This is a genomic window from Xanthomonas campestris pv. asclepiadis (assembly GCF_020784175.1).
GTDB classification, from domain to species: domain Bacteria; phylum Pseudomonadota; class Gammaproteobacteria; order Xanthomonadales; family Xanthomonadaceae; genus Xanthomonas; species Xanthomonas campestris_D.
On the sequence record NZ_JAJGQM010000008.1, the window covers coordinates 51,790 to 72,845 of the forward strand.

19 protein-coding genes are annotated in these 21,056 nt (G+C 67.3%); 8 read left to right on the top strand and 11 right to left on the bottom strand.

Features of this window, described 5'->3' with window-relative positions:
* Positions 1-8: 8 nt before the first annotated feature.
* Positions 9-1,550: an alkaline phosphatase PhoX gene (locus LL972_RS05965; protein WP_228326793.1), complete on the top strand. Its 1,542-nt coding sequence runs from the start codon at positions 9-11 to the stop codon at positions 1,548-1,550.
* A 221-nt stretch (positions 1,551-1,771) separates the two neighbouring features.
* Here the strand turns inward: LL972_RS05965 and LL972_RS05970 are convergent, their stop codons facing one another.
* From LL972_RS05970 to LL972_RS06000, 7 genes are all read right to left on the bottom strand, one after another.
* Complete coding sequence (locus LL972_RS05970; protein WP_228326794.1) at positions 1,772-2,887, bottom strand: J domain-containing protein; 1,116 nt, start codon at positions 2,885-2,887, stop codon at positions 1,772-1,774.
* Between the two features lie 11 nt (positions 2,888-2,898).
* Positions 2,899-3,309 carry a ribosome silencing factor gene (gene rsfS / locus LL972_RS05975; protein ID WP_024939731.1) on the bottom strand — a complete coding sequence of 137 codons (411 nt, stop codon included), beginning with the start codon at positions 3,307-3,309 and terminating at the stop codon, positions 2,899-2,901.
* Positions 3,310-3,366: 57 nt separating this feature from the next.
* Positions 3,367-4,272 (bottom strand): nicotinate-nucleotide adenylyltransferase, encoded by a 906-nt coding sequence (gene nadD / locus LL972_RS05980; RefSeq protein ID WP_429002119.1) that lies wholly within the window; start codon positions 4,270-4,272, stop codon positions 3,367-3,369.
* Positions 4,269-5,297 carry a DNA polymerase III subunit delta gene (gene holA / locus LL972_RS05985; RefSeq protein WP_228326796.1) on the bottom strand — a complete coding sequence of 343 codons (1,029 nt, stop codon included), beginning with the start codon at positions 5,295-5,297 and terminating at the stop codon, positions 4,269-4,271. Before holA ends, nadD begins: the two co-directional genes overlap by 4 nt.
* A gap of 185 nt (positions 5,298-5,482) precedes the next feature.
* On the bottom strand, positions 5,483-6,124 hold the full coding sequence (lptE, locus tag LL972_RS05990; RefSeq protein ID WP_228326797.1) for an LPS assembly lipoprotein LptE: 642 nt from the start codon (positions 6,122-6,124) through the stop codon (positions 5,483-5,485).
* 238 nt (positions 6,125-6,362) lie between these two features.
* Positions 6,363-9,005, bottom strand: coding sequence for a leucine--tRNA ligase (gene leuS / locus LL972_RS05995; protein WP_228326798.1), 2,643 nt, complete (start codon positions 9,003-9,005; stop codon positions 6,363-6,365).
* A gap of 72 nt (positions 9,006-9,077) precedes the next feature.
* On the bottom strand, positions 9,078-9,689 hold the full coding sequence (locus tag LL972_RS06000; RefSeq protein WP_228326799.1) for a DUF998 domain-containing protein: 612 nt from the start codon (positions 9,687-9,689) through the stop codon (positions 9,078-9,080).
* 189 nt (positions 9,690-9,878) lie between these two features.
* Here LL972_RS06000 and trxA point away from each other — a divergent pair, with 189 nt between their 5' ends.
* From trxA to LL972_RS06020, 4 genes are all read left to right on the top strand, one after another.
* A complete protein-coding gene (gene trxA / locus LL972_RS06005) occupies positions 9,879-10,736 on the top strand; it encodes a thioredoxin (protein WP_228326800.1) in 858 nt (285 codons plus the stop codon).
* A 120-nt stretch (positions 10,737-10,856) separates the two neighbouring features.
* The gene (locus LL972_RS06010; protein WP_228326801.1) at positions 10,857-11,306 is read left to right on the top strand and encodes a DUF4442 domain-containing protein; all 450 of its coding nucleotides are present in this window, start codon (positions 10,857-10,859) and stop codon (positions 11,304-11,306) included.
* A 174-nt stretch (positions 11,307-11,480) separates the two neighbouring features.
* A complete protein-coding gene (locus LL972_RS06015) occupies positions 11,481-11,723 on the top strand; it encodes a DUF378 domain-containing protein (protein ID WP_228326802.1) in 243 nt (80 codons plus the stop codon).
* A gap of 151 nt (positions 11,724-11,874) precedes the next feature.
* Complete coding sequence (locus LL972_RS06020) at positions 11,875-12,780, top strand: peptidylprolyl isomerase (protein WP_228326803.1); 906 nt, start codon at positions 11,875-11,877, stop codon at positions 12,778-12,780.
* 48 nt (positions 12,781-12,828) lie between these two features.
* On the opposite strand, the gene LL972_RS06025 is transcribed toward LL972_RS06020, so the two are convergent.
* Positions 12,829-13,716, bottom strand: a complete 888-nt coding sequence (locus LL972_RS06025; protein ID WP_228326804.1) for a DMT family transporter — start codon at positions 13,714-13,716, stop codon at positions 12,829-12,831.
* A 170-nt stretch (positions 13,717-13,886) separates the two neighbouring features.
* Between LL972_RS06025 and LL972_RS06030 the strand changes: the two genes are divergently transcribed.
* Both LL972_RS06030 and LL972_RS06035 read left to right on the top strand, forming a co-directional pair.
* A complete protein-coding gene (locus tag LL972_RS06030) occupies positions 13,887-14,879 on the top strand; it encodes a LysR substrate-binding domain-containing protein (RefSeq protein ID WP_228326805.1) in 993 nt (330 codons plus the stop codon).
* 460 nt (positions 14,880-15,339) lie between these two features.
* Positions 15,340-15,633, top strand: a complete 294-nt coding sequence (locus LL972_RS06035) for a hypothetical protein (RefSeq protein WP_046964921.1) — start codon at positions 15,340-15,342, stop codon at positions 15,631-15,633.
* A gap of 212 nt (positions 15,634-15,845) precedes the next feature.
* Here the strand turns inward: LL972_RS06035 and LL972_RS06040 are convergent, their stop codons facing one another.
* Both LL972_RS06040 and LL972_RS06045 read right to left on the bottom strand, forming a co-directional pair.
* The gene (locus tag LL972_RS06040) at positions 15,846-16,649 is read right to left on the bottom strand and encodes a DUF4349 domain-containing protein (RefSeq protein ID WP_228326806.1); all 804 of its coding nucleotides are present in this window, start codon (positions 16,647-16,649) and stop codon (positions 15,846-15,848) included.
* The gene (locus LL972_RS06045) at positions 16,646-17,002 is read right to left on the bottom strand and encodes an aldehyde-activating protein (protein ID WP_228326807.1); all 357 of its coding nucleotides are present in this window, start codon (positions 17,000-17,002) and stop codon (positions 16,646-16,648) included. The genes LL972_RS06040 and LL972_RS06045 overlap by 4 nt, the downstream gene beginning before the upstream one ends.
* 97 nt (positions 17,003-17,099) lie before the next feature.
* On the opposite strand from LL972_RS06045, the gene LL972_RS06050 reads away from it, so the two are divergent.
* On the top strand, positions 17,100-18,905 hold the full coding sequence (locus LL972_RS06050; protein ID WP_228326808.1) for a DUF885 domain-containing protein: 1,806 nt from the start codon (positions 17,100-17,102) through the stop codon (positions 18,903-18,905).
* A 250-nt stretch (positions 18,906-19,155) separates the two neighbouring features.
* Here LL972_RS06050 and LL972_RS06055 read toward each other — a convergent pair whose 3' ends face one another.
* Positions 19,156-20,988 carry an ABC transporter ATP-binding protein gene (locus tag LL972_RS06055; protein ID WP_228326809.1) on the bottom strand — a complete coding sequence of 611 codons (1,833 nt, stop codon included), beginning with the start codon at positions 20,986-20,988 and terminating at the stop codon, positions 19,156-19,158.
* Positions 20,989-21,056: the final 68 nt, after the last annotated feature.

Here is a 21,056-nt window from a genome sequence, read left to right on the forward strand (position 1 = left end):
GTCGTTCGATGCCGATTTTCGATCCCGCCCGCCGCCAGGTGCTCAAGGGCAGCGCCGCCGTGATGGCCGCCGGTGCGCTTGGCAGTTTGAGCGCGCTGCAATCGCGCCAGGCCCAGGCCGCCAACAGCGCCTCGCCGCCGCTGCAACTGGCCCCTGTGCCCAGCCGCTATGGTCCGCTCGCGCCGGTCGCCGACCAGAGCACCGGGCTGCCGTTGCTGCAGTTGCCGCGCGGTTTCAGCTACCGCTCGTTCGGCTGGAGCGGCGATCGCATGGACGATGGGCAGCCCTGCCCCGACCGCCATGACGGCATGGCCGTGGTCGGCCTGCGTCGGCCCGACTGGCGACCGGGCAGCGATCCGCTGCGCGGCCTGGAATATGTGCTGATCCGCAACCACGAACGTGGTGCGGCCACGCCGTTCCGTGCACCGGCGATGTACGACACCGGCCTCGTCAGCGGCACCCAACTGGCCGGCGGCGGCACCACCACCCTGAGTTACGGCCGCCGCGGCTGGGGCAGCCTGGAGCCGAGCCTGGGCGGCACGCTGGTCAACTGCGCCGGCGGCCCCACGCCGTGGGGCACCTGGCTGAGCTGCGAAGAGATCAAGACCAATGCGGTGTCCAGCACCGGCCGCAAGCACGGCTACGTGTTCGAAGTGGACCCGGACAGCCAGCGCACCAGCGGCCGGCCGCTGGTCGGGCTGGGCCGCTTCAGCCATGAAGCGGTGGCGATCGATCCGCGCACCGGCATCGTCTATCTCACCGAAGACGATCGCAACAAGGCCGGCCTGTATCGCTTCATCCCCAACGACCGCCGCGGCCGCAATGGCTCGCTGGAAAATGGCGGCCGGCTGCAGGCCGCACGCGTGCGCGGGCGGCGCAATGCCGATCTCACCGTCGCCAGCATCGGCCAGCAGTTCCAGCTGGAATGGGTGGACATTGCCGAGCCCGATCTGGATGGCATCGCCGCACCGGTCGGCTTCCCCGATATCGGCGCCAACGACACCCTGAGCGGGCCGTTTGCGCAGGCGTGGGCCGATGGCGCGCTGCGCATGAGCCGTGGCGAAGGCATCTGGTACAGCTACGGCAAACTCTTCATCGTCGACACCAGCGCCGGCGTTGATGCGCAGGGCCGCCGCGGTTACGGCAACGGCGCGGTATGGGTGCTGGATCTGTTTACGCAACGCTTGAGCGCACTGTTCGTCAGCGGCAACCAGCTGGCCGCGCACAACCCGGACAACGTCACCGTCAGCGCGCGCGGTGGCGTGGTGCTGTGCGAAGACGGCGGCGAGAGCCCGGACGAATATGGCCCGGGCGCGCGACTGCTCGGGCTGACGCGCGGCGGCGAATCGTTCTACCTGGCAAAGAACAACGTGCAGCTCACCTCGCAGCAGATCGCCGATGCCGGCAAGACCATTGCCGAAGGCGATTACCGCGATACCGAGTTCTGCGGCGCCTGCTGGGACCCGCTGGCGCGCACCCTGTTCGTCAACATCCAGACCCCGGGCATCACGCTGGCGATCACCGGGCCGTGGGAGCGCGGGCCGTTGTAAGCGCGCGGCCGTCAGCTGGCTGTTGTAGACAATGGCAACGGCCAGTGCTGCCGAACGGACCGGCATCCGTTTGGCCGCGTCGATCCAACTGCTGTCAGAACGCCGTGCATGCATGCGTCTCGATTGCACGCCTGGCAGCGTGTCCAACCGAGGCTACGCAGAGCACGTGCGCGCACCAGCAGTGGCGCGTGTGCAAGCTGACAACGACGCTCAGACCGTGATCAGAACCAGGTGGCGTCGTGCGCGCCCGACATGGCGCGCTGCAGCTTCAACCAGCGCTTGAGCGATTGCGGGTCTTCCAGCTCGCGCAGGCCCCGGCGCGCATCCATCAGGTCGTCTTCGATCTCGCGCTTGAGCTGTGCCATCAACCGGCCCAGTCGCTCGGGCTTGGGTCGCGATGAGAGTTCAAGCCCGTATTCGGCGCAAAACTCGTCCGACTGCTGCTGCAGCTGCTGTTGCAACTGCCTGCACTGCCGATCCAGTTCGCGGTTGTAGTCCTGCAGGCGCGCGGCGCTCATCGCGTCCACGCCTTGCGCGTCCATCAGGCCGATCTCGGCCTGCAGTTCAAGCAGACCCAACAGATCGCCGGCCTTGTAGGCGGCATTGAGCCGCTGCATCAGGATGGTGCGCGCGGCGTGGTCGTCGGCGCCCTTGGCGCGGTCCGGATGCAGATTGCCGGCCAGCTTGCGATACAGCTCGCGCAGCGGCGGCGGCTCGGCATTTTCCACCACCGCCTGTTTCTCGGCACGCTTGCGCCGTTGCGTACGGCGTTGCTGTTGTTGCGCGTGCTCCTGCTCGAGCCGCTCGCTGACGCGTTCAAAGAGTTCTTCGGGCGAGTCGATGCCGTCCAGTTCGTCGGCATCCAGGCCATAGGCCTGGCCGAGAATCTGCTTCATCAGTGCATCGGATTCGGCCACTTCCTGGTCGTAACCGACGGCGCTGTGGCGATCGTAAATCGGGCGTAGTGCCTCGTGGCCGGCCTCGATCAGCGGGGCGGCGATATCGCACAGCAACTCGGACAGGAATGCGCGATCGGCCTTGCCCAGCTTGACCGTGGCATGCGCGCGGTCGAGCACTTCGACCAGCGTGATGTCGGCCGCGCGGCGCTGGTCGAGCAAGGGCTGTAATTGGGCGTGATAACGCTCGCGCCATTGTGAGCGTGCAAGCTGCCAGGCCTGCAGGTCGGCACGATGCCGCTCCAGGTCGCGCAGCAGGCGATCGAAGCGCTTGCGTGCCGGCGACAGCGGCGCGCCGGACGTCTGCGCGCGCTGGCTGCGCAGCTGTTGCAGCGCCTGCGAGGCAGGCGCGTCGGTCGGGGGTCGGGCATTGCGCGGCATGCCCGGCTCACTCACTCTTCGGGGTCGGCATCCGCGTCGTCCGGACGCTGGTCGCCCACGGTCCACAGGCGTTCCAGTGCATAGAACTCGCGCACGCGCGGCAGCATCACATGCACCACCACATCACCCAGGTCCACCAAGACCCACTCGGCCTCGCGCTCGCCTTCCACGCCCAGCGGCATGACATCAAGACGCTTGGCGAACTTGACCACCTCTTCGGCAATCGACTTCACATGACGGGTCGAGGTACCCGAGGCGACCACCATGTAATCGCAGACGCTGGACTTGCCGCGCACATCGATCTCGACCACGTCCTTGGCTTTCAGCTCCTCCACGGCCTCGCGCACGGTGGCCAACAGGGCCGGCACGGACGGCGGCGGATTCGGAATGGAGGTCTTGATGACTTGGGCTTGGGTGGTCAAAGCGGGCAACTCGATGGAATTGGCGTGAATTATAGGCCGGTCCGGCCGGCTGCGTGTTCAGCTAGTCGGCGGGGCTAAGCCATAGAGGCCTTCGTGCGCGATAAATGCCACCACCGACGCCGGTACCAGCGCCTGCCAGTGGCCGCCGCCGGCGATGCGCGAGCGCACCGCGCTGGCCGATTCGCCGCGCAACGGCTGCTGCAGCGACCACAGGCGGCCGGCCGGCGAGATGCCCAGTTCGCCCGCCCTGGCGGCCCAGCGGCCCTGCACTGCCGCGGCGAGCTGCGGCGCATCGGCCAGGTCCAGCGTCGTGCCCGGACGCGCGGCAATGACGAAATGCGCCAGTTCGAACAAGTCTTCCCACTGATGCCAGCTGCTTAGCCCCATGAAGGCATCGGCACCGAGCAGCCAGGCGATGGGCGTCGTGGCGCCGAACTCGGCGCGTAGTTCGCGCAAGGTATCGACGGTGTAGGACGGCGCACTGTTCCGGCTGGCGCGTTGCAGCTCGCGGGTGTCCAGTACCAGCCCGGGCGTGTCGGCCAGCGCCAGTTCCAGCATGCCTGCGCGCTGCGCTGCGGTGGCGCCGGGCGCGGGGCGATGTGGTGGATCGGCGGCCGGCACCAGATGCACCAGCGCGCCCAATTCGTCGCGCGCGGCGCAGGCGATGGCGAGGTGGCCCAGGTGGATCGGATCGAAGGTGCCGCCGTAGTAGAGGTGGAGCTGGGAATTGGGAGTCGGGAATCGGGAATCGGCGTGGGGCTGGGAATCGGGAGTCGGGAGTCGGGAGTCGGAAGAGCGAAGGTCTGTGGCGGGCTGGGCGTCGGGGGGCGGCACGGTGGGAGCCGCGCTGCTGGGGAGGGCCGCAGGTGCGGCATGGCCGGGGGGTACGCTGTGTCGGGAGGCGGAGCGCGCGTCGCTGTTGGCGCAGGCGCGGTCTCCGGTGGCGGCATCGCCGGCCTTCACGCCAGCAATCTCACCGCGCGGGCTTCGGCCACGGCGACCAGCAGGCGTTCCAGGCCGACCCAGGGGTCGCCGTCGGCGCGGCCCTTGGCCATGCGGTCGACCCGCGAGGCTTCGGCGACGAAGCGCTCCCAGCGACGCGGTTCGGGATGCCGCTGCAGCGCGCGCTTGAACGGCGCCTGGCGCGATTCCCACAGGCCTTGCGCCTTCATTTCGGCAGCGAGGTTGCCGCCGTTGGCCTGCACTTTGGCCAAGGCCGCGGTACGCAGCAGCTCCTTGATCAGGATCGGCATCAGTGCGGCCACCGCCTCGCCTTCGGCGCGCAGGCCGGCCAGCATGCGGATCACTGCGGCCGGTTGCCCGGAAAAGGTGGTTTCGGCCAGGCGGAACACGTCGTAGCGCGCGGCATCGGCGACCAGCGATTCCATCGCCTCCAGGTCCAGCACCTTGCCATCGGCCAGCAGCACCAGCTTGTCGATTTCCTGCGCGGCGGCCAGCAGGTTGCCTTCCACCCGCTCGCTCAGCCGCTGCACCGCGGCGGCGTCCGCACGCAGGCCGTGGCTACGCAGGCGGCGCTCGATCCAGTCGGAGAGCTCGTGCGGCTTGATCGCCCAGGCCACCGAAATGGTGCCGATGCGGCCGATCGCATCGGCCCATTTGCCCTGGTGCGCCTTGCTCCAGTCGTTGGCGGTGATCAACAGCACCACATCCGGCGGCGGGTTGGCGCAGAAGCGGGTGATGACCTCGGCGCCGTCCTTGCCTGGCTTGCCGCTGGGCAGGCGCACTTCCACCAGCCGGCGCGGACTGAACAAGCTGGGCGCGTTGAAGGTCGCATCCAGCTGGTTCCAGTCGAACTCCCGGCCATCGGCATCGAAGACTTCGCGTTCGCTGATGCCTTCGGCACGCGCACGTGCGCGCACCGCATCGGCTGCTTCCAGCACGCGCAAGGTCTCCGGACCGGCGATCAGGTAGACCGGCTGCAGCGGCTGGTTGGACTGGCCGGCGAGCTGTTCTGGGCGAAGTTCCATGACTACGTAAGTTCCATGACTACGAAGGCAGGCGCCACTGCACCGTCACGCACAAGAACGCGTCGGCAGCGATCGTCGGGGCATGGTCACCGCGCGGCAAGCGCGACATGCGCCTGGCGCAAGCCAATTCCGGACACCGGGCGCGGTTGCCCGGCAGATGCGCGGACGGGCGGATCACCAGCTGCTCAGTTATTCGACGAAGAAGCGGGCGGCAGCGACGCCGGCACGCTCGATTCCGGCGTGGACGGCTGCACCGGCGGTGTGGGGGCCGGCTGCAGCGGCGCGCTGGGCGTGCTTTCCAGCGTTTCGCCACGTTCCATGCGCGCGCGCACGACGCTGTCGATGCGCCGCAGGATCGAGGCCGACATGGCCTTGCGCAATTCGTTGGCGAGGATCTCGCGCTCGGTCGCGGTACCGGTGGCATCCACCGGTGGCGACACGTAGTCGCGCGACAGCTCGATCACCTGCTGCGGCACCAACACCGAGCCGTTGGCGGTGGTGACGGTGAAGATTGCGGCATAGCGCAGGCTGTATTCCTGCGCGCGGCCCTGGCTGTCGATGGCGATCGGCAGATCGCCCCAACGCTCGGACAACACCTGCACCTGCGCAAAGCCGGTCTTGGCATCTTCGTCGGCCAGGGTGGCGCCGGCGGCCTTGAGACCACGCCGCAGCAACTTGGCCAGCTCGCTGTACTGCACTGCGGACTGCACCTTCACCGCGGGCGTGTCCGGCGGCAGCGCCAGCGAGTTGCGCAGATGGAAGCCGCAGGCGGTAAGGCTCGAGACGAGCACGAGGGACGCAGCGAAGGCAGTAGGAAATCGAATCATGGGCACAGTCTGGATGAGCGCCCCGGCGGCGGCAACAGGCGGCTAGCCTGCCCGACACCGCGTGAACGGGGCTTGAGAGGGCGCCGCGAAAAAACGCGGCGCCCAGAAATGAAAAACGCGTCGCCACGCGCCGGTGCAACACGTTGCCAACATCGCCGCAGCGACCTCGCACCGCGTCGCCACGCCGCTCCAGGACACTACCCGAACCGGCAATGGCGACCTAGCCGATCAGCGACGATCAACCCGCCACGATATTCACGATCTTGCCGGGCACGATGATGATCTTGCGCACGCTCAGCCCTTCCAGGAACTTGGCCGCGTTCGGCTCGGCCTGGGCCAGCGCTTCGATCTGCTCGCGTCCGACATCGGCGGCCACCTCGATGGTGCCGCGCAACTTGCCGTTGACCTGCACCGCCAGGGTCAGCGCGTCGCGCACCAGCGCAGCGGCATCGACCTGCGGAAACGCGACATCTTCCAGCAGCGTCTCGCCGTGGCCCAGCACCTGCCACAGGGCGTGGCTGGCGTGCGGGGTGATCGGGTTGAGCAACAGCACCATCGCCTCCAGGGCTTCCTGGCGCACCGCACGGCCCTGCGCACTGGCATCGTCGAACTTGGCCAGCGCGTTGGACAGTTCCATCACCGCAGCGATCGCGGTGTTGAAGCTGTGGCGGCGGCCATAGTCGTCGCTGACCTTGCCGATGGTTTCGTGGGTCTTGCGGCGGATCGCCTTCTGCTCGGCGCTCAGCGCGGCGGCGTCCAGTGCAGTGGCGACGCCCTCGCCCACATGCTTGTGCACCTGCACCCACAGCCGGCGCATGAAGCGCGCCATGCCATCGACGCCGGCCTCGTTCCATTCCAGCGACTGCTCCGGCGGGGCGGCGAACATCGAGAACAGCCGCACCGTATCGGCGCCGTACTTGGCCACCATCGACTGCGGGTCCACGCCGTTGTTCTTGGACTTGGACATCTTCTCGGTGCCGCCGATGTGCACCGGCTGGCCGTCGGCAATCAGTACCGCGCCGGTGACGCGGCCGCGCTCGTCGCGCTGGATCTCCACGTCGGCCGGATTGATCCAGTCCTTGCCGCCGTTATCGGCATCGCGATAGAAGGTGTCGGCGATGACCATGCCCTGGGTGAGCAGGTTGGTCACCGGCTCGTCGCTGTCCACCAGCCGCGCGTCGCGCATGAGCTTGTGATAGAAGCGGAAGTACATCAGGTGCAGGATCGCGTGCTCGATGCCGCCCACGTACAGGTCGGCCGGCATCCAGTAGTTGGCGCGGCGGTCGACCATGTCGCGTGCGTTCGGGCTGGTGTAACGCGCCACGTACCAGCTCGACTCCATGAAGGTGTCGAAGGTGTCGGTCTCGCGCTCGGCCGGGCCGCCGCAGTCCGGGCAGGTGGTCTGGCGCCAGGTCGGGTCGGTCTTGATCGGCGAACCGGTGCCGGCAAATTCCACGTTCTCCGGCAGCACCACCGGCAACTGGTCTTCCGGCACCGGCACCGCGCCGCACTTGGCGCAATAGATCACCGGAATCGGGCAGCCCCAATAGCGCTGGCGGCTCACGCCCCAGTCGCGCAGGCGGTAATTGACCCGGCGCTGGCCCTGGCCCTTGCGCTCGAAACGCTCGGCCAGTGCCTCGAAGGCGCCGCCGAAATCCAGCCCGTCGAACTCGGCCGAATTGATCAGCTCCAGCGGGCGGCTCTTGTCGGTGTACCAGTCGCGCCACTGGCTGGCCTCCCAGCTCTGCTCGTCGTCGTTGCGCGGCTCGCGCAGCTTGACCACCTGCACGATCGGCAACTTGTACTTGTTGGCGAATTCGAAATCGCGCTGGTCGTGGCCGGGCACCGCCATCACCGCGCCGGTGCCGTAGCCCATCAGCACGAAGTTGGCCACCCACACCGGCACCTGCTCGCCGCTGATCGGATGCACCGCGGTCAGGCCGGTGGCCATGCCGCGTTTTTCCTGGGTTTCCAGCTCGGCTTCGGAGACGCCGCCGTGCTTGAGCGTTTCCAGCAGCGCCGCCAGTTCCGGATTGGACCTGGCCGCATGCAACGCCAGCGGATGCTCGGCGGCGATCGACACAAAGGTCACGCCCATCAGCGTGTCCGGGCGGGTGGTGAACACGCGCAGCGGATCCAGCGCGGTGCCGTCGGTGTCGCGCACGTCGAACTGGATCTCCAGCCCTTCCGAGCGGCCGATCCAGTTGCGCTGCATGGTCTTGACCGAGTCCGGCCAACCCTCCAGCTGGTCCAGGCCGTCGAGCAGTTCCTGCGCGTAATCGGTGATGCGCAGGAACCACTGCGGAATCTCGCGTTTTTCCACCAGCGCGCCGGAGCGCCAGCCGCGGCCGTCGATGACCTGCTCGTTGGCCAGCACGGTCTGATCGATCGGGTCCCAGTTCACCACCGCATTGCGGCGATAGGCCAGGCCCTTGCGCATCAGCCGGGTGAACATGCGCTGCTCGTGCACGTAGTACTCGGGCGTGCAGGTGGCGAACTCGCGCGACCAGTCGATTGCGTAGCCCAGCGATTTGAGCTGGCCGCGCATGTGGTCGATGTTGGCGTAGGTCCACTTGGCCGGCGCGGTCTTGTTCTTGATCGCCGCGTTTTCCGCCGGCAACCCGAACGCATCCCAGCCCATCGGCTGCAGCACGTTGTGGCCGGTCATGCGCTTGTAGCGGCTGACCACATCGGAGATGGTGTAGTTGCGCACATGGCCCATGTGCAGCGCACCGGACGGGTACGGCAGCATCGACAGGCAATAGAACTTCGGCTTGTCCGAAGTTTCGTCGACCTGGAAGGCGCGGGTGGCATCCCAGAACTGCTGGGCGGAGGTTTCGACCTGCTGCGGGTCGTAGGCGTTCGGTTCGACGGTGGACATTGGGAGCGGATGCTCGGGCGGTGCAAAGCGGCACAGGGTACCGCAGTGCAGCAGGTGCTCCAAACGCTGGTCTCAGGTGGCGGGTCTGGCCGGCCAGCGCCAGGCCGCCACGGCCAGCCAGCCGACCCAGGCCAGGAATGCAAGGCGCTGGGCGATCGCCTGCCGCAGCAGGCCCGGCGGGCCGAACGCCAGCACCGCCACCAGCAGCCCCGCCGCCAGGCTCAGCCACGCCAGGACGCGGGTGTGGGGCTGGTTGAGCAGCGCGGCGGCGAGCAACAGCATGCCGGGCACGAAGGCCACCGCCCACAACAGCCAGGCGGTGGCGTGGGCCTGGCTGGCGCGCCCGTCCAGATCGGTGGGATCCAGCGGCAGCGCGCCCATGCCGAGAAAGGCCAGCCCGGCCAGCACGATCAACTGCCCGCCCACGCGCAGGCTCCAGCTGGACCTGGCCGGCATGCGCGCCAGCAGGCTGACCCCGGTGGCCATGCCGAGCGCACCGACCAGCACGAACGCCAGCAGGTTGAAGCCCAGCGCATGCGGCACGCCGTTGGCACCCAGCAATGCCACCGGATGGCTGGCCTGCAGGTAACCGGGCAGTGCCACCCCGAAGCCGGCCACCGCCAGCACGAACACGGTTGCCGCGACCAGGCCCAGGTAGCGCTGGGTGCCATCGATGCGTGTCATTGCCTTGCTCCAACGCCGGGCGCAGGCTGCGCCGCCAAGACGCGGCATTGTCGTGCCGGGCGCGCGTGGCGTGAACCCCTGCCGGCGTGACGGCCGGCCACGCGCCGTGCGCCCGGGCCGGCCAGCCTTGTGTCGGCCCGGTTTGCCACCACTACCTCCCACTGTTGCCGCAATCACTTCTGGAAGCCCATGTCCGACAAGCCGCACGTATTCGATGCCACCACCGACACCTTCGAGACCGAGGTCCTGCAGAAATCGTTGACGACACCGGTACTGGTGGACTTCTGGGCCACCTGGTGCGGCCCCTGCAAGTCGTTGACGCCGATCCTGGAAAAGCTCGCCGCCGACTACAACGGCGCCTTCGAGCTGGCCAAGGTCGATGTGGACAAGGAGCAGCAGATCGCCGCCGCGTTCCAGATCCGCTCGGTGCCGACGGTGTTCCTGGTCAAGGGCGGCGAGCTGGTCGACGGCTTCCCGGGTGCGATGCCGGAAGGCCAGGTGCGCGAATTCCTCACCCAGCACGGCGTGCTGCCGGCTGAGCCACAGGTTGCCGAAGAACTGCCGCCGGCGCCGCTCGAGCCGCAGGACCAGGTTGCCGCGCTGCGTGAGGCGATCGCCGCCGAGCCGGACAAGGACGAGCTCAAGCTGGATCTGGCACTGGCGCTGCTGAAGACCGGCGACACCACCAAAGCCGAGCAGTTGATCGACGCCCTGCCCGCCAACCTGGCCACCGACGACCGTGCGGTGCGCGCCAAGGCCCGGCTGGGCTTTGCCAATGTTCTCAAGGACGCGCCGGATGCCGACGCGCTGCAGGCCGCTGTTGCCACCAATGGCGCCGACCTGCGCGCGCGCCATCTGCTTGGCGTGCGTCACCTGCTCGACGGCAATGACGAGGCCGCGCTGGAACAGTTCCTGGAAATGCTGCGGCAGGACCGCGCCTTCGACGACAACCTGCCGCGGCGTAGCCTGATCGATGCGTTCCGGGTGATCGAAGACGAAGACCTGGTGGGCCGCTACCGCCGCAAGATGTCGTCGCTGGTGTTCTAAGCGCCGCCGGCACCACGGCGCCCGGTCTGCAGACCGGCCGGGCGCTGCCGTCACCGGCACAAGCTCCATACGCATGCGAATGGTATGCTGCAGGCCCGCCCTGCCATGGACCCTGGCCGCATGCGTGCTTCCCTGTTCAAGCTCGGTATCAACCTGTGGCCGCCGTACCTGTTCGCCGGTATCCACGTCACCATGTTGTCGGCAGATTACCGCCATGCACGCGTGGAGCTGCGCCAGCGGCCGTGGAATCGCAATTACGTCGGCACCCATTTCGGCGGCAGCCTGTTCGCGATGACCGATCCGTTCTGGATGCTGCTGACCATGCAGAACCTGGGGCGCGACTACTACGTGTGGGACAAGGCCGGCAGCATCGAGTTCGTCAAACCCGGGCGCGGCACGGTGAGCGCGGAGTTCGTCATCGAAGACAGTGTGCTGGCCGAGTTGCGCGCGGCCACCGCCAATGGCGAAAAACATCTGCGCTGGTTCGAAAACGCGGTGCACGACCACGAGGGCGAGGTGGTGGCGCGGGTGCGCAAGCAGTTGTACCTCAAGCGCAAACCGGCGCGCTGAACTGCGCCGCAGTGCATTGCCGGGTGGCCAGAACACTGCATCGGTTCGATGCGCGTCGGCTGGATGTGATCGCGGCGTGCGCAAGCCCGTCATCGTCACGCGCACGCTCACGCTCACGAGGCGTTGCGCGCGGCATGCGGACTCTGGGTCTCCCAACCCACACGGACTGTCTTCATGAAAACGATCAACGTCATCACCCTGGTGCTTCTTATCGTCGGCGGCTTGAACTGGGGGCTGGTCGGCCTGTTCCAGTTCGACCTGGTCGCCACGCTGTTCGGCGGCCAGGATGCCCTGCTGTCGCGTGTGGTCTACACGCTGGTCGGCATCTGCGCGTTGTGGCAGTTGGTCCCGCTGTTCCGCAACGACCATGGCGCCAACGTGCACCACACCAGCCCGCACGTGCGCAACACCCCGTAAGCGCGCAGCTGCGGCAGGCACGCGCGTGACCGCAGGACGCCGGCGCATTCCGCTGGCGTCCTGCTGTGCGTACATGCACGTTGTGTCCAAGCGCTTTGCGTCCAGGCGCGTGGTCGGCAAGAATCGGGCATCCCTCCCGCTGGCTGCCTTCATGCTTCTGCGCACTGTTGCTTCCGCCTGCCTGCTTGCCCTGGTGTTACCCGCTGCCGCCAACGCGGCCTATCGCAGCCCGCAACAGATCCTGGACGCCTCGCCGGCCAGCGCATGGCGCGTGCTCGACCCCGAGCGCACGCTGTACCTGGAGCTGGATGGCGGACGGGTCATCATCGAGCTGGCGCCGCAGTTTGCGCCGGCGCATGTGGGCAACATCCGCACCCTGGCGCACGAGCGCTTCTGGGACGGGCTCAGCATCTACCGTTCGCAGGACAACTTCGTGGTGCAGTTCGGCGACCCGGATGGCGAGACGCCGACCAAGGCCAAGTCGCTGGGCTCGGCCAAGACGCACCTGCCGGCCGAATTCGAACGCGCCTCGCAAGGCCTGGACTTCCAGCGCCTGCCCGACAGCGATGGCTGGGCAGCGCAGGTGGGCTTTGTCGACGGCTTCCCGGTCGGGCGCGACAGCGCCAGCGGCAAGACCTGGCTGGCGCATTGCTACGGCACCCTGGGCGCCGGCCGCAACAATGACGAGGACAGCAGCATCGGCGCCGAGTTGTATGTGGTCACCGGGCAATCGCCGCGCCAGCTGGACCGCAACATCACCGTGGTCGGCCGCGTGGTCAAAGGCATGGAGTTGCTCAGCGTGATCCCGCGCGGCCCGGACCCGATGGGTTTCTACGAAGACCCCACGCAGCGCGCGCCGATCCGCGCCATTCGCCTGGCCAGCGAGGTGCCCATGCCCGAACGCACGCCACTGCAGTTGCTGCGCACCGACAGCCAGACCTTCCGCGATGTGGCCGAAGCGCGCCGCAATCGCAAGGACGATTTCTACAAGCGCCCGGCCGGGCATATCGATCTGTGCAATGTGCCGTTGCCGGTGCGGGCGCCGCCTGCTGGTTGAATCGGGAATCGGGAATCGGGAATTGAAAAAGCAAAGGCGCGCTTGTTTTTAGCGGGTGCGCTGGCTGAAGGCGACGCTGCCGAGGATCAGCACCGCGGCCACCAGCATGGTCCAGGTCAACGGCTCGCCCAGCAGCGACCAGGCCAGCAATGCGCCGAACACCGGCACCAGGTAGGTCACCGTGGAGGCGCGTGCCGGGCCGATGCGCTGGATCAGGCGGTAATACATCAGGAACGCCAACCCGGTGCACACCACGCCCAGCGCGGTGGCGCAGGCCCAGGCCACGGCCGGCACCGGCGTGGTCGGCCACTGCAACCAGGCCAACGGCGCCAGCAGCAGCGCACTGCAGCCCAGCGTGGACGCGGCCGATGCGGCCGGTGGCAAGTCGCCCATGTGGCGCTTCACCAGGTTGTAGCCGATGCCATACAGCAGCGACGCGGTGGCACCCGCCAGTGCCGCCGGGCCCACGCTCAACCCGGCCGACTTGCCGGTGGCCAGCACCAGCACGCCGATGAAACCGATCAGCAAGGCCAGCGCGCGACGCGTGCCGATCTTCTCGCCGAAGAACAGGAAGGCGATCAATGCGGTGAACAACACCGTCATCGCATTGCAGATCGCACCAATCGCGGCCGGCGCGTGTTGCGCGCCCCAGGCAAACAGCAGGAACGGCAACGCGGAGTTGAGCACGCCGATCGCCGCCAGCATCGGCCAGCGACGCAGGGGGAAGCGTTCGCGCGCCAGCCACAGGAACGGCAACAGCACCAATGCACCGAGCGCCAGGCGGATTTCCACCAGCGCCACGGTGCCGAACCTGGGTGCGGCCACACGCATGAACAGGAACGAGCAACCCCAGACGATGCCGAGAAACCCCAGCTCCAGCGGGGTGCGCCATTCGCGTGCCGCAACCGCTGGTTGCGTCGCCGGTTGCGCGCTCATGGCTCCACCTGCGCACGCTGCCGTGATGTGCTGAAACCGCAAGAGACAACATCAGGCAGGCAGACGGACATGGCACGATCATCACGATGGGGTACTGCAGCATCGGTTGCAACCGCAGGCGCGACAAGCGCGTAGTATCGAGGCGAGCCACAAATCTCACTCATGCCTCGATGAACCTGCGCCCCACCCTGTTGCCCGCACTGGGCGTGTTCGCCGCCGCCGCGCGCCACCAGAACTTCGCGCATGCCGCCGAAGAACTGCATCTGACCGCCAGCGCGGTCAGCCATCACGTGCGCAAGCTCGAAGCGCTGCTGGGCGTGACCCTGTTCCAGCGCTTGCCGCGTGGGGTCAAGCTCACCGCCGAGGGCCGCCAGCTGGCCGACGCCGCCACCGCTGCGTTGGCCGACATCGCATCGGTGGCCGGCAACCTGCATCCGCGCGAAGATGCCATCCCGCTGCGCGTGACCACCTTGCGCTCGCTGTCGTACTGCTGGCTGTTGCCGCGGCTGCCGCGCTTCTGTCGCGCGCATCCGCATATCCGCATGGATCTGCAATCGGACGCGGCGTTTTCGCGCTTCGAAGAAGGCGGCCCGGATCTCGGCATCCGCTATGGCCAGGGCGCCTGGCCCGGATTGACCTCGCATCATCTGATGGACGACGAGCTGTTTCCGGTGGCCTCGCCGTCACTGCCGGAGGTCGCTGCGCTACGCACGCCGGCGCAGATCGCGCAATTGCCGCTGCTCACCGACATGTCGCCGCAGGGCTGGCGCGACTGGTTCCGTGCCGCCCAGGTGCGCGGCACCACGCTGCCGCCGATGCACACCTTCAACGACAGCACTGACGCAATGCGCGCGGCGGTCTATGGCCTGGGTGCGGTGCTGGCACGCAAACACATTGCTCAGCCCTACCTGCAGCGCTACGAACTGGTACGGCTGCCAGGCCCCACGCTCAAAGCCCGCTACGCGTATTACATCGTGCACCCCAGCCATCGCGTCCCCGGCCCTGCGGCAATGGCGTTTATCGATTGGCTCAAGCGCGAGGCGCTGGACGAGCGCACCCCGATGCCGGCACTGCCGGCGGAGCTGGTGGCGTTGCCGGCGAGCGAGACGTCGAGTACATCGCGCGCGCATCGACGACCGCGCAAAACGTCGGCAACGGAATGAGGTTGCGCAGGAATCGTCCTTGCCCCCTGCGCGCGCATTACCTCTGCGTTTCTGCCTCTGGGACATCGTCCCCTTCACGGAGAGAAGGTATCCGAAGAGATAGCAGCGAAGCCTGGAGCGGCTGTCTCTTCTCCCAGCGGGAGAAGGTGCGCCGAAGGGGCGGATGAGGGGACGAGCGAAGCCTGGCGGAGTTGTGAGTGCAAGTGGCTTCGCCTCGTACCCTCACCCCAACCCCTCTCCCGCAGGAGAGGGGCTTTTTGCTTGCGCCGGGGGATTTTGAAGACGCGCGCGTCAGTGGCGCGCAAGCGTTACCTTAGTCACCCCACAGGAAAGGGGCTTATCGCGAGCGGCAAGAGCGCTCGACGGCTTACCTACTCGATGGAGCAGCCAACGCACACCATCACCTCGTTTTGTCCTGTCGGTGCCTAGGCTTTAGCTCCCCAATCCCCAGGACACACCCATGCCTACTCTTCGCATGCGTATCACCGGCACCGACGACGACGCGCGTGCCATCGCCAACCTGCTGCAGAGCATCGAAGGCATCGAGCACGTGGAAGAAGTCGACGATCTGATGCCGCACCTGGACGACGACGATTCCAGCTCGGCCGGTCTGTCCGACGACGAAGGTCCGGGCAGCCACGAGTTCGAAGTGGAAGCCGGCAACGAGGCCACCGCGCAGAAGGTGCGCGACGCCGTGCAGGAACTGGCACTGCAGCTGGACGTGTTTGTCGAGTACGAATTCGACGAAGGCTGAGCCGGCTCCGTACCGACTGCGCTGCGCTTGCGCGCAGTCGGTGTCTGGAGAGGTTGCACACCACGCGCTGTACCGCGATCGCGGATCGCGTGCAAACAGCGCAACCAGGATCGACGTGTTACCGCGCGACGCGTCGAGTAACTGCCTGACGTAAGCGCCCTTTCTAAAACATGCGCAGCTAATACGGCATCGCCGACCAGCTATGCAGTCGATCACGACATCCGGCGCCGCCGCGCACGCCAGCGCCACGCCTGCAGCAGCAGCCAGCCCACGATCAGCCCCACCACCGCCACCGGCAGCAACGCCGCCACTGCGCGGATCACGAAAGCCACGCTGGACGCGAAGACCTGGCCGAACTCGGCGGCCGCCCCGGCAATCTCGCCCCTGCCCTGCTCGCCCCCGGTCCCGCGGAAATTGAGCGTCAACAGCTGCGTGCGCACGCGCCGTTGCTGCTGCGCGGCGTCCTGCTGGGCCTGTTGTGCCTCGGCCTCGATCTCCGCCAACCGCTTGGACAGGGCCAGCAGATCGGTCACGGCGAGGTCGCGGCGTTGCTGCAGTTCGAGCAGGCGCGCATGTTCCTTTTGCAGACGCGCCTGCGCCAGCCCGGTGTCGGCGATCTGCTGGGCCAGATCCTCCGCACGCGTGCTGCGCGCGGCGACGTCGCCGTGCTGGCCGGCCAGTTGTACCAGCGGCTCGATGCCGTCCGGCGCCACCCGCACGCTGACGCTGCCGCTGGGGTCGCGCCCACCGGTTTGCTCGACCGCCAGCAGCGCGCAGTCGCCGAACTGTGCCGACTGGCAGGCGGTGCGTACCGCCGCGATGCGTTGGTCGATCTGATCGGCCGGCAGCTCGATCCGCACATCGTGCTCATACGCCAGCGCGTTGCCTTGCGCGGCAGGCGGTGCCGGCGCCGGCGCGCCGCCGTCTGCCGCCATCTCACCCGACGGCCTGGCACACCCGCTCAGCGCCCAGCCCAGCAGCAAGCCGGCCGCATACCACTGCATCCTGCCCCTCATCGGCTGGCTCCATCGGCCACGTGCATGCTCTGCACGGCCAGACCCGGCGCGGACACACCGCGCAGCTTGACCGCCACACTGGCCTCGCCGGCCCTGCAACGCACGCCCGTGCTGAAAGGCGCACTACCGCGCTGTGGGCAGCGGTGCTGATCGGCATGCTGCCGGTTGAAGCGATGGATTCCCGGCACCTCGGGCGCCGCCTGCAGGCGCAATGGCGCGCACATGCCGGACCGCAGCAAGCCGCCACGGCGACGGCATGACGCACACGTGCGCTCGTACGCCTCGGGGTTCGGCGCATCGGTGTGCGGGTCGAAGGCGATGCGTCCGCAATGACAGCTGTGGGCGTCGTGCATGGTGATCCTCCTTGAAAGCGGCCACTCTAAACCAATGGCGGATGCGGACAAGCGCGCACATGCCTATGCTGGCGGATTGCTTCCATTGGAATCCACCATGCGTCAACGTCTGCTTGTCCTCGCCCTGCTCGCCGGCCTCGGCGCCTGCCAGCAGCAGCCCGAATCGCCGCGCGCCGGCACCCCCGATGCCGCGACGCAGGCTGCGCAGACGCCGGATGCGCGCTTTACAGCGCTGTCCAAGCGCGCGCTCGACACCTGGATGCAGCTGTCGCCGGTCACCGCCACCCAGACCGGCGATCACCGCTTCGACACGCAGATCGACGATCTGAGCAGCGCCGGCCGCCAGCGCAGCCTGGATGCCGGCAAGGCATTGCTGTCGGACCTGGATGCCATCGAAGTGGCCAAGCTGTCGCGCGAGAACCAGGTCGATGCGGCCATTTTGCGCAACCAGCTGCAATCGGAAATCTGGAACACCGAGGTGCTGCAGAGCTGGGCCTGGGACCCGCAGGTCTACAACGGCCTGGCCGGCAGCGCGCTGTATGGCCTGATGGCGCGGGACTTCGCGCCGCTGTCCGAGCGCCTGAGCTCCGCCACGCAGCGCATGGAGAAGATTCCCGGCATCTTTGCGCAGGCGCGCGAAAATCTGGACCCGGCCCGCGTGCCCAAGATCCATGCCGAAACGGTGGCCAAGCAGAACAAGGGCATCCTCAGCATCGTCGATACCTTCATCGCGCCCAATATCAGTCAGCTCGGCCCAATCGAAGCCGCCCGCGCGCAGGCCGCCATCGACGATCTGCGCAAGGCAGTGGCCGAGCAACAGACCTGGCTGGAGACCGTGCTGGTGCCCAATGCCAAGGGCGATTTCCGCGTCGGTGCGCAGATCTACGACCAGAAGCTGAAATTCGCGCTGCTGTCGTCGCTGTCGCGCGCCGAGATCAAGCAGCGCGCCGAGTCCGAGCTCAAGCGCGTCCGCAGCGAGATGTACGGCATTGCCCGCACGGTGCTCAAGGACAAGCCCGGTGCACCCAAACTGCCCGAGACGCCCAACGACGACCAGCAGCAGGCCGCGATCGAGGCGGCGCTGGAACTGGCCTATGCCGACAAGCCCGCGCGCGACAAGGTGGTGGACGACGCCAAGGCCGCACTGGCGCAGTCCACCGAGTTCGTGCGCCAGAAGGATCTGATGACGCTGCCCGATTCGCCGGTGGACATCATCCTGATGCCGGAATTCCAGCGCGGCGTGGCGGTGGCGTACTGCGATTCGCCCGGCCCGCTCGACAAGAATCTCAAGACCTTCTATGCGGTCTCGCCGATTCCCGACGACTGGAACGACCAGCAGGTCGATTCGTTCCTGCGCGAATACAACAGCCGCATGATCCACCTGCTCAGCATCCACGAAGGTACCCCGGGCCATTACCTGGAAGGCTGGCATTCGGCCAAGTTCCCGTCCACGCTGCGCGCGGTGCTGCGCTCGGGCATGTTCGCCGAAGGTTGGGCGGTGTACACCGAGCGCATGATGCAGGAGCGGGGTTATCTGGATAACGACCCGCTGTTCCACCTGGTGCAGCTGAAGTTCTACCTGCGCACCATCGCCAACGCCATCCTCGACCAGGGCGTGCATGTGGACGGCTGGGAGCGCGACAAGGCGATGCACCTGATGACCCACGACACCTTCCAGCAGGAAAGCGAAGCGGCGGGCAAGTGGGTGCGCGCGCAGCTGTCGTCCGCACAGCTGCCGACCTACTTCGTCGGCGTGCAGGAGCATCTGGACACGCGCAAGGCGGTGCAGGACAAGCTGGGCAAGGACTTCAACCTGAAGGCGTACCACGACCAGATGCTGTCCTACGGCGCCCCACCGGTGCGCTTTGCACGCGAGCTGATGCTGGATCAGCCGATCGAGTGACCGATCCTTCTCCCGTCGGGAGATCAAGTGCCCTTCTCCCCTCGGGAGGAGGTGCCCCGCAGGGGCGGATGAGGGTGCGGGCGAAGCCTCGTATGGCCGAACCAGCGAGTGGCTTCGACCCGTACCCTCACCCCACCCCTCTCCCGTATGCGGGAGAGGGGCTAGATCTCGAGGTTACTACGCCCGCCTGCGACCTCTCGCATCGAGCACTCAAGCACTCAAGCACTCAAGCACTCAAGCATCGTTCGCCTCACCCATCCGCCGCAACGAACCCGCCGGTTTGCCGCGCCCACAGGCGTGCGTACAGCCCACCCTGCGCGATCAGTTGCGCATGCGTGCCGGTCTCGACGATGCGTCCGGCGTCCATCACCACCAGCCGGTCCATGCGCGCGATGGTGGACAGGCGGTGCGCGATCGCGATGACGGTCTTGTTGCCCATCAGTGCGTCCAGGCTGTCCTGGATCGCCGCTTCCACTTCCGAATCCAGCGCCGAGGTGGCCTCGTCCAGGATCAGGATCGGCGCATCCTTCAGCAGCACCCGCGCAATGGCGATGCGCTGCCGTTGACCGCCCGACAGCTTGACCCCGCGCTCGCCCACGTATGCATCGTATCCGCGCCGGCCTTCGCCATCGACCAGCGTGTCGATGAAGCCTTCAGCGCGCGCCTTGCGCACCGCTTCCAGCATCTGCGCGTCGCTGGCCTGCGGCCTGCCATACAGCAGGTTGTCGCGGATCGAACGGTGCAATAGCGAGGTGTCCTGGGTCACCAGGCCGATCTGCCCGCGCAGGCTTTCCTGGGTGACCTGGGCGATGTCCTGCCCGTCGATGAGGATGCGCCCCTGCTCCAGGTCGTACAGACGCAGCAACACGTTGACCAGGGTCGACTTGCCCGCGCCCGATGGGCCGACCAGGCCGATCTTCTCGCCGGCACGCACCTGCATATCCAGCCCGGCGATCACCCCGCCGCGCTTGCCGTAATGGAAATGGATGTGCTCGAACTGCACCTGGCCCTGGGTCACCTGCAGCGGCACTGCGCCGGGCGCGTCCTGCACCAGCACCGGCTGCGAGATGGTCTGCATGCCGTCCTGCACGCTGCCGATATCTTCGAAGATGCCGTTGACCGTCCACATGATCCAGCCGGACATGTTGTGGATGCGGATCACCAGGCCGGTCGCCAGCGTGATCGCGCCCACGCTGATCTGGCCGCGGCTCCACAGCCATAACGCCAGCCCGCACGTACCGACGATCAGAAAGCCGTTGGCCACCGCAATGGCGGTATCCATGGTGGTCGTCACGCGCGTCTGCCCGCGATGTTTCACCGACAGCTCGTCGATCGCATCGCGTACATAGGCCTGTTCGCGGCCGGCATGGGCGAACAGCTTCAACGTGGAGATATTGGTGTAGCCGTCCACGATGCGCCCGGTGGCCTTGGAGCGCGCATCCGATGCGATCCACGCGCGCGCCTTCATGCGCGGCACGAAGAACGCCATCAGCGCGACGTACACCACCAGCCAGATCAGCAGCGGCAGCATCAGCCACGGGTCGGCCTGCGCAAACAACCACAGCGCGCTGCCGGTATAGACCACGATGTACCAGAGCGCATCGACCATCTGCACCGCCGATTCGCGCAGCGAGGTCCCGGTCTGCATCACCCGGTTGGCGATCCGGCCGGCGAAATCGTTATTGAAGAAGCCCAGGCTCTGCCGCACCACGTAGTTGTGCATCAGCCAGCGCGAGCGGTTGCTCAGGCCCGGCACGATCGCCTGGTTGACCAGCAGGTTGTGCAGCCCGGTGAACAGCGGGCGCGCCACCAGCGTGATCGCCGCCATCCAGAGCAATTCGCCGGCATGACGGCGGAAGAAGTCCGCTCCCGGTCGCTCGGCCAGCATGTCGACGATGCGGCCGAGGAAGTCGAACATCGCCACCTCCACCAGCGCCAGCAGCAATCCGGCGATCAGCGTGGCCAGCAGGATCGGCCACAACGGCCGCAGATAATGCAGATAGAACCGCCACACGCTACGTGGCGGCATGTCCCGCTCGATGGGCGGGAAGACATCGATCAGGGATTCGAACCAGCGGAACATCGCAGACACTTTCGGGAAAAACCGGGAGATCAGGCTAGCTGATCGCGCGTCAAGCTGCAGTGGCGTCG

What these genes read in the sequence shown, in the direction of transcription:
- LL972_RS05965 (WP_228326793.1), top strand. Translation starts at nt 9, where the DNA reads ATGCCGATTTTCGATCCCGCCCGCCGCCAGGTGCTCAAGGGCAGCGCC.
- LL972_RS05970 (WP_228326794.1), bottom strand. Translation starts at nt 2,887, where the DNA reads ATGCCGCGCAATGCCCGACCCCCGACCGACGCGCCTGCCTCGCAGGCG.
- holA (WP_228326796.1), bottom strand. Translation starts at nt 5,297, where the DNA reads ATGGAACTTCGCCCAGAACAGCTCGCCGGCCAGTCCAACCAGCCGCTG.
- lptE (WP_228326797.1), bottom strand. Translation starts at nt 6,124, where the DNA reads ATGATTCGATTTCCTACTGCCTTCGCTGCGTCCCTCGTGCTCGTCTCG.
- leuS (WP_228326798.1), bottom strand. Translation starts at nt 9,005, where the DNA reads ATGTCCACCGTCGAACCGAACGCCTACGACCCGCAGCAGGTCGAAACC.
- LL972_RS06000 (WP_228326799.1), bottom strand. Translation starts at nt 9,689, where the DNA reads ATGACACGCATCGATGGCACCCAGCGCTACCTGGGCCTGGTCGCGGCA.
- trxA (WP_228326800.1), top strand. Translation starts at nt 9,879, where the DNA reads ATGTCCGACAAGCCGCACGTATTCGATGCCACCACCGACACCTTCGAG.
- LL972_RS06010 (WP_228326801.1), top strand. Translation starts at nt 10,857, where the DNA reads ATGCGTGCTTCCCTGTTCAAGCTCGGTATCAACCTGTGGCCGCCGTAC.
- LL972_RS06015 (WP_228326802.1), top strand. Translation starts at nt 11,481, where the DNA reads ATGAAAACGATCAACGTCATCACCCTGGTGCTTCTTATCGTCGGCGGC.
- LL972_RS06020 (WP_228326803.1), top strand. Translation starts at nt 11,875, where the DNA reads ATGCTTCTGCGCACTGTTGCTTCCGCCTGCCTGCTTGCCCTGGTGTTA.
- LL972_RS06025 (WP_228326804.1), bottom strand. Translation starts at nt 13,716, where the DNA reads ATGAGCGCGCAACCGGCGACGCAACCAGCGGTTGCGGCACGCGAATGG.
- LL972_RS06030 (WP_228326805.1), top strand. Translation starts at nt 13,887, where the DNA reads ATGAACCTGCGCCCCACCCTGTTGCCCGCACTGGGCGTGTTCGCCGCC.
- LL972_RS06035 (WP_046964921.1), top strand. Translation starts at nt 15,340, where the DNA reads ATGCCTACTCTTCGCATGCGTATCACCGGCACCGACGACGACGCGCGT.
- LL972_RS06040 (WP_228326806.1), bottom strand. Translation starts at nt 16,649, where the DNA reads ATGAGGGGCAGGATGCAGTGGTATGCGGCCGGCTTGCTGCTGGGCTGG.
- LL972_RS06045 (WP_228326807.1), bottom strand. Translation starts at nt 17,002, where the DNA reads ATGCACGACGCCCACAGCTGTCATTGCGGACGCATCGCCTTCGACCCG.
- LL972_RS06050 (WP_228326808.1), top strand. Translation starts at nt 17,100, where the DNA reads ATGCGTCAACGTCTGCTTGTCCTCGCCCTGCTCGCCGGCCTCGGCGCC.
- LL972_RS06055 (WP_228326809.1), bottom strand. Translation starts at nt 20,988, where the DNA reads ATGTTCCGCTGGTTCGAATCCCTGATCGATGTCTTCCCGCCCATCGAG.